General features: G+C 57.4%; 5 protein-coding genes. 3 read left to right on the forward strand and 2 right to left on the reverse strand.

Annotation, left to right across the window (positions count from 1 at the left end; all coding sequences use genetic code 11):
- Nucleotides 1-6: 6 nt before the first annotated feature.
- From QRN20_RS05850 to QRN20_RS05860, 3 genes are all read left to right on the forward strand, one after another.
- A complete protein-coding gene (locus QRN20_RS05850; RefSeq protein ID WP_122605994.1) occupies nucleotides 7-4,359 on the forward strand; it encodes a SpvB/TcaC N-terminal domain-containing protein in 4,353 nt (1,450 codons plus the stop codon).
- Nucleotides 4,356-7,145: an RHS repeat domain-containing protein gene (locus tag QRN20_RS05855; protein WP_285360030.1), complete on the forward strand. Its 2,790-nt coding sequence runs from the start codon at nucleotides 4,356-4,358 to the stop codon at nucleotides 7,143-7,145. Before QRN20_RS05850 ends, QRN20_RS05855 begins: the two co-directional genes overlap by 4 nt.
- Nucleotides 7,146-7,259: 114 nt before the next feature.
- A complete protein-coding gene (locus QRN20_RS05860; protein ID WP_285360032.1) occupies nucleotides 7,260-10,037 on the forward strand; it encodes an RHS repeat domain-containing protein in 2,778 nt (925 codons plus the stop codon).
- Between the two features lie 108 nt (nucleotides 10,038-10,145).
- Here the strand turns inward: QRN20_RS05860 and QRN20_RS05865 are convergent, their stop codons facing one another.
- A complete protein-coding gene (locus tag QRN20_RS05865) occupies nucleotides 10,146-11,630 on the reverse strand; it encodes a calcium-binding protein (protein WP_122544926.1) in 1,485 nt (494 codons plus the stop codon).
- 202 nt (nucleotides 11,631-11,832) lie between these two features.
- Nucleotides 11,833-12,981 carry a M50 family metallopeptidase gene (locus QRN20_RS05870; protein ID WP_122544927.1) on the reverse strand — a complete coding sequence of 383 codons (1,149 nt, stop codon included), beginning with the start codon at nucleotides 12,979-12,981 and terminating at the stop codon, nucleotides 11,833-11,835.
- Nucleotides 12,982-13,009: the final 28 nt, after the last annotated feature.

A 13,009-nucleotide genomic window follows, 5' to 3' on the forward strand; every position in this document is an offset into this window, starting at 1 on the left:
AGAACCATGGAAGCTCACGAACAAGAGCAGCAACAGTCGGCACGAACACTGGACCCGGCCATTGCCACCCCCTCACTGCCCAAAGGGGGCGGCGCGATTCAGAGCATCGGCAAGGGCTGGGGCGCCGTTGGAAACAATGGCGCAGCATCGCTGGAAATTGCCCTGCCCATCAGCCCCGGACGAGGCTATGCCCCGCCACTGTCACTCAGTTACCAAAGCACCACAGGCAACGGGCTGTTCGGGATCGGCTGGAACCTCAACCTGGGTTGTGTCGCAAGGCGCGCCAGCAAAGGCGTCCCGACTTACACCGATGCCGACGTGATACTCGGCCCTGCGGGCGATATCTGGACGCCGGAACGGGATCAGAACGGGGCGGTTTTATCGACCCAGGTCAGCCGTTATCTGGGCAACGATCTTGACGCGACTTATCAAGTGATTCGCTACTTCGCCAGTATCGAGGGTGCGTTCGACCGCATCGAACATTGGCGCGTCGATCCGGTCGATCCGGGTTTCTGGTTGATTCATGGTGCCGACGGCAGTCTGCATTTCTACGGTAAGAAATCTTCTTCACGCAGTACCGACCCGGCTGACGCCAACCGGGTCGCAGAATGGCTGCTCGAAGAAAGCATGAATGCCTTGGGCGAACACATTTTGTATGAGTACAAACCCGAGGACGAGGTGGGTCTTACGGATGACTATCCACGGGACTTCATCGCGCAGTGTTATCTGTGGCGAGTACGTTACGGCAACGCCAAGGCCCACCCGTTGCTCTATCTTTGGGACGAAGACGCCGTGGATAGCCTGCAATGGCACTTCGATCTTATCTTCGACTACGGCGAACGCAGCGCTGATGCGGCTTCCATGCCCACTTACAACGAGCAGAAACCCTGGCCGGTGCGCAGCGATCCCCACTCCAGCTTCGCCTACGGATTCGAGCTGGGTAATTTGCGGCTATGTCAGCAGGTATTGATGTTCCATCACTTCCCGGAGGAACTGGGGAATGCCCCCCTGCTGACACGGCGCCTGTTGCTGGAATATGCCGTAACGGCGCTGAGTTACAACATGCTGGCGACCGCCCTCCCTCAGGCCTGGGATGGCACAGAGCTGCGACAACTCGACCAATGTCCCGCGCTGCGATTCGAATACAGCGAATTCATTGAAAGTCAGGCCACTTTTGTACCTTTGGAGTCACTGCCGGGCCTTGATGATGGTCAGGCGTATCAGATGGTCGACCTCTACGGCGATGGTCTGCCAGGCGTGCTGTATCGCAATGACAAGATCTGGCTTTACCGTGAGCCCCTACGCTCACAGACTGAACACGCAGGTCCGGATGCCGTCGCCTACGGCCCCTGGCAAGCGTTGCCACATGTGCCGACCACCGACGCCAGCAAACCGGTGCGCCAGACCATCACCGATCTGACCGGCGATGGCCGCCTGGACTGGATCGTTGCGCAACCTGGCATGGCGGGCTTTTTCACGCTCAACCCGGACAGGAGCTGGTCTGGCTTCGTGCCGTTTTCGTCGTTCCCGGCCGAGTTCTTCCACCCTTGCGGACAACTGGCCGATCTCATCGGCGGTGGGCTCTCGGACCTGACGCTGATCGGTCCACGCAGCGTTCGCCTTTACGCCAATCGCCGCAACGATGGCTTCGCCGCGCCTGTTGACATCGCGCATGACGACGATCAACTGCCTCTGCTCAGCGACAGCCCGAACGAACTGGTGGCTTTCAGTGACATGCTGGGCACAGGCCAGCAACACCTGATCCGCATTCGCCACAATGAAATCCGGTGCTGGCCGAACCTGGGCCGTGGTCACTTCGGCAAAGGCCAGCTGTTCGCCACCCTGCCTTATAGCTATGGCGAATTCGACGCCAGCCGGATTCGGCTGGCCGATATGGATGGCTCGGGCGCAAGCGATGTGCTTTATCTGCAGCCGGATTGCATCCAGATCCATATGAATCAGGGCGGCAACAGTCTGGCACCTGTTCTCAAGAAGAACTGGCCATCCGGAGTGCGTTATGACCGCTTGTGTCAGGTCAGCGTCGCCGATCTGCACGGTCTGGGATTTTCAAGCGTGATCCTGACCGTCCCGCACATGACGCCTCGCCATTGGAGTCTGTATTTCTCAGCAGACTCCACGGGCACTCAGCACAAGCCCTATCTGCTGCACAGCACGGACAATGGCATGGGTCTGAAGGGCACAGTGACTTACCGCAGCTCGGCACAAGAGTGGCTGGATGAAAAGCAGGCACTGTGTGACGCCGGCCAGCACGCGGTATCAGAGCTGCCATTTCCCGTGCACGTGGTTGTCAGGCAGACCCAGGAGGACGCCATCACCGCGAGCATCCTGACGCAACTGTTCAAGTATCGACGCGGCTTCTACGACGCTCACGCGCGTGAGTTCCGGGGCTTTGGCCTGGTGCTTGCGACAGACACCGAAACGCCGCCACCCCAGCAGGAAGGCTTCACCGCACCAGTGCTCACCAAAACCTGGTTTCATACCGGGCGCTATCCGGCGCGACCTTGCGATGACTACAGCCAACATGATCCACAGGCCGTACCACTGGGGCAGGATCTGTCGTCATGCTTCGATACACAAAGCCAGACAGACACCCTGATCACCGACGCCAGCGAGGCTGACCTGCGGGAGATGGCGAGGGCCTTGAGCGGCTCGACCTTGCGCACTGAAGTCTACGGCCTGACCGATGACCATCAGCCCGGCGTCCTGTATTCAGTCAGCGCGCAACGTTATCGGGTCCGCCTGATCCAGCCTGTTGGCACGCACCAGCCTTACGCGCGCATGCTGCCTTTGACGCTGGAGACAATCAGTTATCGCTACGAGGCTGACGAATCAGAGGACCCCCTTTGCGAACACAGCCTGAATCTGGCCTGGGATCGGTACGGTGCCCTGACCCATGGGGCGACCGTCCACTACGCGAGGCGCAAGACGGCGAACGATGATCCGCCTTTCGAAGATCCCTGGCAGCAGCAATGGTGGCAGGCGTCCCATGACGAGGCGCAGCAGCAGTTCTACCTGAAAGAAGCCCGCGCCGAGATGATCCACCTGGACAGCCCGCAAAGCTGGCGACTCGGACTGCCGTATCGGGCGCGCAGTGACGCCATGGTGGTTGAACGCAGCGCCCTGAAGCCTGAGCAGATCAGCTTCGAACACTTCAGCGATGCCCAGGGTCCGCTTGCTGGCATGCTCCGTGTGCTGACCGGGTTATCCGTGCAACGTTACATCGGCTGCACAGATGGCGAGGCCACCTTCCAGGCCCTGACCGATGCTGTTGAAATGGCAGAACTGGATGACCATGCGCTGACCGCTTACGAACGGGTGATGGATGCCGAAACGTTGACGGCCCGGCTCAAGGTGGTTGGCTATCAACAGATGCCCAGCTTCCTGCCAGCCGATAACCTGAATCTCTGGTCGGTCAAGCGTGGCTTTGCCATCTACGCCGGGCCAGAAGACTTCTATCGCGTGACCACCTTCAGACCAACCCGCAGCCATGGCTGGAGCCAGGTCGAGTACGACCCTTACAGCCTGTTCGTGATCCAAATGACCGACCCGGCCGGCTGCTTGACCTCTGTCACACACGATTACCGTGTTCTGCAGCCACAGCGCGTCATCGATCCCAACCAGAACACTCAGGAAGCCGACTACGACGCGTTCGGCAGGGTGTGGGCGACCAGTTTCTACGGCACCGAGCGAGGTCAGGAAGTCGGCTTCGACCCACTGGATCGCAGCACTCATGAAAGCGGCGATGCCGCCTATGCCATCCAGAATGCACAAGCGGTCCTGAAAAGACAGGCCAGCGTTTGTTACTACGACAGCAACATCGTCGCCCCTGGCGTGCCACTGGCCTGCGCAAACCTTGTCGCTGACCGCTATCCAGACGATCCAGAGCAGCAGACAAGGATCAGCGTCGTGTCCTTTGACGGCTTCGGACGAACCCTGCAGACGCGGCAGAAAGTCGAAGACGGTGACGCCTATGTCGTGGATGCCGCCGGCTTTCTGGAGCTTGAGCAAGGCAAGCCGAAGGTCATGCATGCCTCGCCACGCTGGCGAGTCAGCGAACGCGTGGAATACAACAACAAGGGACTCGCAGTCAGGGTTTATCGCCCTTACTTCACCAATAGCCCGCTGTACGTCAACGACAGTTCGCTACGCGAGCACGGCTATTTCGACAGGCAGCTCTATGACCCTCTGGGCCGTCCGACCATCACCCTGACCGCCAAGGGCTGGATGCGACGCCAGACGTACCGCGTCTGGTACACCATCAGTGAGGATGAGAACGACACAGCTGAAGAAGTGCAGGAAAACAAAAAAGTGGCGAACACGACGGCTCGAAAAACATGAACGGCACCTTGTATCAACACACGCCCGCCCTTGACGCTTTCGACTGTCGAGGACTCAGGGTCCGGCATGTTTCGCTACATCGTGCACAAGCAACTGACGAGGCTGTTGCGCGCATCACCGCTCAGCGTTTCAACCTGGCAGGACAGATGATCGCAACAGTCGACCCACGACTTGGCGGTGCGGCTCAAGCGGCCAACAGCACGCATGTGTTCAGCCTTACCGGCCAGACGCTGTTCACCGACAGTGTCGATGCGGGCTGGCGGCTCGTGCTGTTCGGGGAGGCAGGCCAGTTGCTCAATAGCTGGGATGGGCGGTGTCTTGAGCGACGGGCCGACTACGACGATCTGCTCCGGCCGATTGCAATCATTGAGCAGGATCGAGTTGTAGAGCGATTTGGTTATGGCGCGGCCGATGCGTTCGAGTATAACCAGTGCAACCAGGTCATCCGCCATGATGACCCGGCAGGCAGTTCGTTTGTGACGGACTATGGCATGTCTGGCGCTGTACTGGACGAAGCTCGATCTTTCCTGCTCGAACCGGTTTCACCCGACTGGCCGCTGGCCGAACCCGGACGTGATGCCCTGCTTGAAAGCGACCGGCTGCACACTCGCCGGGCTGTGAATGCGCTGGGCGAGGTGCTGGAGCAAACGGACGTTTGCGGCAATGTGCAGCGGTTCCATCAGACCGTCGCCGGGCAGTTGAAGTCTGTGGAGCTGACGCATTCGGACATTACGCAAATGCTGGTCAGTGACCTTCGGTACAACGCGTTCAATCAGGTCGAGCAGGAAACTGCAGGCAATGGCGTGATCAGTCGTTATGCCTATGACCCACACACCGGCCGTTTGAACGAGCTGCTGGCAACCTCGGCTGATGGCGTTACTGTGCAAAAGCTGACATACGCTTATGACCCGGTTGGCAACGTTCTTGAGATTGAAGGTGCTGCGCATCTGAACAACACCCCGTGCGTCGACCCCGTCAGCCATTACACCTATGACACGCTCTATCAACTGATCGAGGCCAAAGGGTTCGAAGTCAAGACCGATACCAGCCACGGCCCCGGCTTGCCCGGCATGCAGAACCTGCCGCCCGACCCCAATCAGGTCAGCAACTACACACAGACCTACGACTACGATGCGGCCGGCAACCTGCTGACGATGCATCACGTCGGCGCGCAAAGCTTCACCCGCACGATGCGCGTCGCACCGGACAGCAATCGCAGTCTGCCTGAGGGCGAGGTGGACACCGATTTTGCCGACAGCTTCGACGCCAACGGCAACCTGCTGCAGCTAGTGCGAGGCCAATCCCTGAGCTGGGATGTGCGCAACCAGTTGCAACAGATCACCACTGTGCAACGCGAAACAGGCCTCGATGACGAAGAGCGCTATGTCTACGACGGCCAGGGCCAGCGCGTGCGCAAGATCAACAGCGCACAGGCCTCCGGTCGTACGCTGATCAACGAAGTGCGCTACCTGCCAGGTCTGGAAATACGCACCACCGCCGACGGCGAAATACTCCATGTCATCACGGCGCAGGCGGGTCGTAATGGCGTACGGGTGTTGCACTGGGAAGCTGGCAAACCCGAAGGCATTGCCAACGATCAGTTGCGCTACAGCCTGACTGATCATCTGGGTTCGAGCACGCTGGAGTTTGACCAACAAGGCGGCCTGATCAGTCAGGAAAGCTACTACCCGTTTGGCGGCACGGCATGGTGGGCCGGGCGCAGTGCGGTAGAGGCGAAGTACAAAACGGTGCGCTATTCAGGCAAGGAACGGGACGCCAGCGGGTTGTACTACTACGGTTTGAGGTATTACGCGCCATGGTTGCAAAGGTGGATCAATCCGGACCCTGCGGGGGATGTGGATGGATTGAACCTGTTCAGCTTTGTCAAAAACAGTCCTGTCGGGCATATCGATCCGGCAGGTAGCGTTTCAACGCCCTATCAGCATGCATACGATGCTTACGATCTAATGTTCAAGCAAGGGCGGGTGTGGGAAGGATTGTCTCAAGGCGCAGAAAGCGGCATTGAAACAATGGCGCGGCTTTCAAAAAGAAATTTATCCACGCTGAGCAGCGAAATTGACAGCGAGCAACACAGGCAAGTGGCGGATCGGATTGCCGGGATTGCGCCGAAAGATTACTGGCTTGTCCATTTCGGCAGGCAGGATTTTTCAACTCAGGAAGGCATACATTTCAAAACGCTTGTTACCTTGCAAAAAGAACGAGGTGACCTGCTCTACGAAGGTAACTCCATGGGCGGAAACATACCTAATTATGGCAATCACGACTTTTCATTTTTTTCACTGGAAACCGGCGGATCGGAGCCCGCAAAGACCCGTTCCAGATTCGGCGATATCCGTTTTCATACAACGCTTTCAGCGCTTGGCGACAAGCTTTCTTACACGCACATGGAGGCAACGGATCTGCTGAGGCATAACACAAGGGAAATCAGCCCAGAGCGTGCTAAAAGCCTTAAATATCTCGAGACGATTGATACCGGCGAAGGGTTTCATGATTTCAAACACCGAGTAGGACTCAGGGAAGATAAGGAATCCGACTTGCTGTTCTACGGAGAAGACATGCTTCCCGGGCTCGGGCATAAAATCGCAGCTGACCTGAGCGGTCTCCCCACCCCCTTGCAGGAAACGGTCGTTGAATGGACCCATGGAGATCGCCCGCTGGAGAACGTGAGTCAGGTCATCAATTCGTTTTACCGACCTCAGATAGCGGTGCCGGGAGGTCTGATGCTTAAAAAGGGTCAGTACAGTTCAAGAAAACCCGACCACTAACTAGGCAGCATCTGATCAGGCGCTGCGCGAATGCATCACCAGATTGACCCAGTGAAACAGGTCATCGTCGCAAGATGGGATTCAATAACGAACCGAAAGCAGGGACGCTGCCGGATGAACATGACACTCCATACTCATACCCCGACGATCACTACGCTGGATTCTCGCCATCTCCCTTTAAGTCATATCGCGTTTCGCCGAAACGGTCATGAGCAGCCTGTCGACAGACTCATAAGCCATCGCGCTTATGACAGTGCGGGGCGTCTGGTCGGCGAATCTGATGCAAGACTGGGCGCAGATACACCACTTTCGAACAGGCGTTCTGTCTATGGCCTGCGTAGTGAGCCCGTCGCCACTGACAGCGTAGACAGTGGTTGGCGGCTTGTGCTGCATGGTGAGGCGGGCCAGGCGCTGTATAGCTGGGACGGTAGAGGTGGCCAGCGCACGATCGAATACGACGCACTGGTACGGCCGGTAGTGATCATTGAGCTGGACCGCGTCACAGAACGTTTCTCCTACGGCGGGCCTGATGCGTTTGCGCATAATCAGTGCAGCCGGATTATTCGCCACGATGATCCGGCCGGCAGCCTGTTAGTCATGGACTACAGTCTGCCCGGCTCGGTACTGAACGAGACTCGATCCTTTCTGCAGGAGCCGGTAACGCCAGACTGGCCGCTGGCCAACTCCGCACGCGATGCCCTGCTGGAGAATGAACGCTTTGACACGCAATGGACCGTGAACGCATTGGCAGAGGTGATCGAGCAGACCGATGCTCGAGGCAATGCGCAGCACTTCGGTCACACCGTGGCGGGGCAACTGAACACTGTCGAGCTGAAACAGCCTGGGGCTGTAAAACCTCAGGTGTTAGTCAGCCAGATCCGCTACAGCGCACTCGCTCAGATCGAGCAGGAAACCGCTGGCAATGGCGTGATCAGTCGTTATGCCTATGACCCACACACCGGCCGTCTGAACGAGCTGCTGGCAACCTCGGCTAATGGCGTTGCTGTACAAAAGCTGACATACGTTTATGACCCGGTTGGCAACGTTCTTGAGATTAAAGATGCTGCGCATCTGAACCGTTACGGCAACAACCCGTACGTCGAACCCGTCAGCCATTACGCCTATGACACGCTATACCAACTGATCGAGGCCAAAGGGTTCGAAGTCAAGACTGGCTTCAGCCACGGCCCCAGCTTGCCCCGCATGCAGAACATGCCGCCTGACCCGAATCAGGTCAGCAACTACACACAGACCTATGACTACGACGCGGGCGGCAATCTGCTGACGATGCGTCATGTCGGCGAGCAAAGCTTTACCCGCACGATGCGCGTCGCACCGGACAGCAATCGCAGTCTGCCTGAGGGCGAGGTGGACACCGATTTCGCCGACAGCTTCGACGCCAACGGCAATCTGCTGCAGTTAGTGCGAGGCCAATCCTTGATCTGGGATGTGCGCAATCAGTTGCAACAGATCACCACCGTGCAACGCGAATCCGGCCTCAGTGACGAAGAGCGCTATATCTACAACGGCCAGGGCCAACGCATGCGCAAGATCCACAGTGCACAGGCCTCCGGTCGTACGCTGATCAACGAAGTGCGCTATCTGCCGGGTCTGGAGATCCGCACCACGGCCGACGGCGAAATACTCCATGTCATCACGGCTCAGGCAGGCCGCAATGGCGTACGGGTGTTGCACTGGGAAGCTGGCAAGCCGAACGGCATCGCCAACGATCAGGTGCGCTACAGCCTGACTGATCATCTGGGCTCGAGCACGCTGGAGCTGGACCAACAAGGCGGCCTGATCAGTCAGGAAAGCTACTACCCGTTTGGCGGTACGGCATGGTGGGCCGGGCGCAGTGCGTTAGAGGCCAAGTACAAGACCGTGCGCTATTCAGGCAAGGAACGGGACGCCAGCGGGTTGTACTACTACGGTTTGAGGTATTACGCGCCCTGGCTGCAAAGGTGGATCAGTCCAGATCCGATGGGCACTGAGGCGGGGCTGAATCTTTACGCATTCACGTTCAATAATCCGCTTAGGCATATCGATTATCAGGGCGCTATTGCGATACCGCTCGATATTTTTGTGTCTGACATCGTCAATGTCATGAACAGATCGATTGGTACGGGAGAGTTCGAAGAGTTGACATGGGACGTTCAGGCGCAGGGCTTTTCAGCGGGAAACGTCGTGTACGGGCGCAACCTGTCGCCGATGGCAGGCAGCAGTCCGGTATGGGAACCCTCTGAATCCGGAAGCGCCTTCGCCCTGTTTCGAGACACTCATCAAACTCTCAGGCTGTTCGTGAACAACGATTATCAACACATGGGGATTCAACCGGGCATGGGACTTCCAGTCGCTGCGGGCGTGCTTAAAAAAAACCCACAAGTGCCTGGAATGCTCACCTTCGACAACAGCTCCGGGCACTACAAACCGGACCATTCCATAGACGTCGGCTCACTGTTGAAAGAGTTGACACCCGAAAGCGCTTCAGTGAACTACACCCCAAGCGACAGGGCTGACAATGTGCCCAGAATCACTACGATCACATCCCCGGAAGACTATGCGGACAAGGTCGAACATTACAAAAACAACATCGATAAGCTGACTCCTTTTCTAAAAGAGCAGGGGCTGTGGGAGCACGTCCAGACAAACGCGTCTGGCAGCTATAGCTACGAAGTGCTTAATACCATGGATGAACGGGGGATGAATCGGGCAGAAGCAAGTAACTTTCTGAACAGAAGAGACTTTGAAAGCGCCCTTCCACGCAGTAACCCGGCAGCTACCAGACCACCGCGTCGCATCCCGCCGCCTGCGTCACCGCCCACGCCGTCACCACGAAGATCACCTCAAAAGCCTTGGTACAGAAGACTCTCGAACGTGTTCGGTCGCCACTAAAAGTGCTTTTGAAAGCCAGAGAACGCCAGGTTTGCACAGATGCCGAACTGGCGTTCCGGTCTACAGCATCAATCGCATAACGTCATTGCAACGTCCACACATCACACCTCAACCCAGTATGGATATGTCCAGAGGCTTCGCCGGATTGACCCCGATGATATGAATGGGCGACTCATCCAGGTACAACCCGTCAAACAGGAAAGGGATGTTCTGATGATTGCCACTGAGTGCCACCTGGAACTGCTGGCCCTTGGCGTTGCTTTCAAAGGAACGCAGGTAAGTGCGGTCCTGTTCCTCGTTGTATTCAACCTTCAACGTACCGTTGTAACCGTTGCCGTCACGCTCCAGGCCTATATCGAGGATATAAAAGGCGTCGCCGTCTTCGAAGTCGGTAATCAGGTCTGAATAACTGCCATCTGCCGTCCGGTAACTGTCCTCGACGTTGTAGTAGAGGAAAATATCCCGACCCGCCCCGCCACTGATCGTGTCCTTGCCATAACCGCCCACTATCACGTCGTCGCCGGAACCGGCATTGATCCGGTCGTTGCCTTGAAACCCGACCATTTGATCATCGTAGTCACCGCCATTGAGCGTGTCGTTCCCGGCGGTTCCGACGACATCCAGATTATCTTGCGTCAGGCTGTTGACCACTTTCGGCCCGGTGGGATTGCCGAAGTCGAAGGCGCTGCGGTTCAGGTCGGAGGTGAGGTCGCCGTTGAACAATACTTCGAATCGATTGCCAGCAGCATCGGTTTCCATTGATTTCAGAATCGTCTGAGTGCCAGCTGCATTGAGCTCGACCCTCAAGGTGCCGTTGTAACCATTGCCCAGCCCCGTGAAGTTCAGACCGGCCAGGTCGATGATGTCGCCCTGATCCGCATTGAAATCAGTGATCAGGTCCCGCGTCTGGATGCCTGATGTGGCGTGAACGCTGTCCGTGATCGCGCTGAAAACGAAATCGTCAGCCCCCTCCCCTCCCGTCAGCGTGTCACCACCCGCTCCGCCCGCCAGACGGTCGTCTCCAGCCAGACCTGACAGCGTGTCACGGCCTGCATAACCCATCAGCGTTTCGGCGCCTGCCGATGTCCCGAGGATCGCGTCAGCCGTATCGGTGCCGCTAATCAGGCGCTGGAAGTTCGCAGCGTTGAAGTCCACATAGTCGAAAAACTCCAGCACGAACGTATTGCCGTCTGCATCGGCCTCGTAGCTTCTCAGGAAGGTGTGATCATAATCACCCTCGGTGCTGACCTTGAGCGTGCCGTTTGTGCCGTCACCCAACCCCGTGAAACCCAGCGCAGTGAGATCAAGCCGGTCCCTGTTCGAATTGAAGCCCGAGATCCAGTCGACACTTTCATCGCTTCCAGTGGCACTCAGGTAACTGTCTTCCAGCGACAGATACCGGAAGACGGTCGTGCCGTTGGCGACCAAATCATCGCGCCCAGCCCCACCGATGATCACATTGTTGCCACCCCTATCCGGGGCAATGTAGTCATAGCCCGCCCCACCGTAGATGACGTCATTGCCTCCGGAAAAGCTCTCGATAACGTTATCGCCCGCCGTGCCGTACCAGAAAATCTTTCGCTTATCAGCCATCGGAATTGCTCCAGAAAGTTATCGCCCGTCAGTACCTGACAGGTGTGTGATGAGCGGAGGACGGGATGGTTCGAAGGCCATCGGGAATGACTGGTGACAAATTTGTGAGCGCGGTACGACTCCAAAAGCGTTTGCAAACACCAGACGGCCTTCGTGAAAGCTTGTAAGTATCAATACTGGCGAACCTACCAAGTGTTTGTGGCTATGGTGCGAGCTCAAGTTTGAGATCCTTGCTAGGTGCCATTGCAGATAATGCTCGCATGGTGTTCGCCAGAAGGGCCTCGCTACGGTTTATCGAGGCAACCACGCTGTTACTCGCAGCAGCCAGTGTCTGCTGTACATAATGTTCAGCCAGGTTCAGGTCTCCATTCAAAAACGCTCGCAAGGCCGAACAGCGTGGACGCAGCCAAGGGCAATACCAGTCAAGATCGCTATTCGCCCAGTCGTCCCACAAGTGCTTGGCGTCCCGATTCAGATACGCCCGGACGAAAGCGAACTCAATGCGCAATAGCGTGATCTGCGTGCCCATACCCTCGAGTGACTGCGCATACTCCTGCAACAACGCCTCAAGATCCTGTTCCAGTTGTATTGCCGCCTCGAAGTTACTTTGGTTTAGCAAGGCGCTAAGCCGATAGCTGATGGCAATCAACGGTTGAGGCATCGCTCCTTGGGACAACTGTGCGAGGTCGGCACCCGGCAGTTGCTCACAGGGCACTCCTGCAACTGACATCGCCAACAAGCGCATCGGAGCCAGTTCAGCCCGCTGGTCATCGCGATGAAGCCACCAGGCAATGAGATGTGAACCGTCGCTAGGCAGAATGCGGGAAGTTGGCACCAGATTGGCAAATGCCATGCTCAGGTTAAGCACGGCAAACGCCAGGAAGAATGCTGACATCAGCCCTTGGGTGAGCCAGCCAAATCCTCCTGATATCAGGCCTGTGAACAAATTGGCCAACGGCCCCATCAGCACCAGCCATAGCATCTGCTTGCGCAGGGGAAGCTGCCGGTTGGCCGCCGCCATTACGTAACCGCCCAGGCGACGACCCTTTAGCTGTGGCGACCAGCGAATCTTCCAATCCCGGCGCCGCAACTGAACTTCCACAGCGGCAAAGCGCATCATCAACACCGGCATGCGGTGCAGCCTGGCGCCTATGTAATGACCGCTTTCATGCACCACTATGGCTATGACACCTAACCCCGACGCCAATATCATTGACAAAAACGGTTGTAAACCGGAGCGAAGGTGCAGTCCCAAAATCAATCCCGCGCCCATCCAGCCCGCCAGCCCCAAAAACACCTGTAGAAGGCGCATGAGGCTATTGAGAACAAACTGCGTCTTGCTAACTTCCATTACATCCTTCCTTGGGGTTGCGAGGCAT

This window comes from Pseudomonas sp. fls2-241-TYG-175 (genome assembly GCF_030209155.1).
GTDB classification, from domain to species: domain Bacteria; phylum Pseudomonadota; class Gammaproteobacteria; order Pseudomonadales; family Pseudomonadaceae; genus Aquipseudomonas; species Aquipseudomonas viridiflava.

Bases quoted from the DNA above. Each gene is read 5' to 3' on its own strand.
- QRN20_RS05850 (WP_122605994.1), top strand. From the start codon at position 7: ATGGAAGCTCACGAACAAGAGCAGCAACAGTCGGCACGAACACTGGAC.
- QRN20_RS05860 (WP_285360032.1), top strand. From the start codon at position 7,260: ATGAACATGACACTCCATACTCATACCCCGACGATCACTACGCTGGAT.
- QRN20_RS05855 (WP_285360030.1), top strand. From the start codon at position 4,356: ATGAACGGCACCTTGTATCAACACACGCCCGCCCTTGACGCTTTCGAC.
- QRN20_RS05865 (WP_122544926.1), bottom strand. From the start codon at position 11,630: ATGGCTGATAAGCGAAAGATTTTCTGGTACGGCACGGCGGGCGATAAC.
- QRN20_RS05870 (WP_122544927.1), bottom strand. From the start codon at position 12,981: ATGGAAGTTAGCAAGACGCAGTTTGTTCTCAATAGCCTCATGCGCCTT.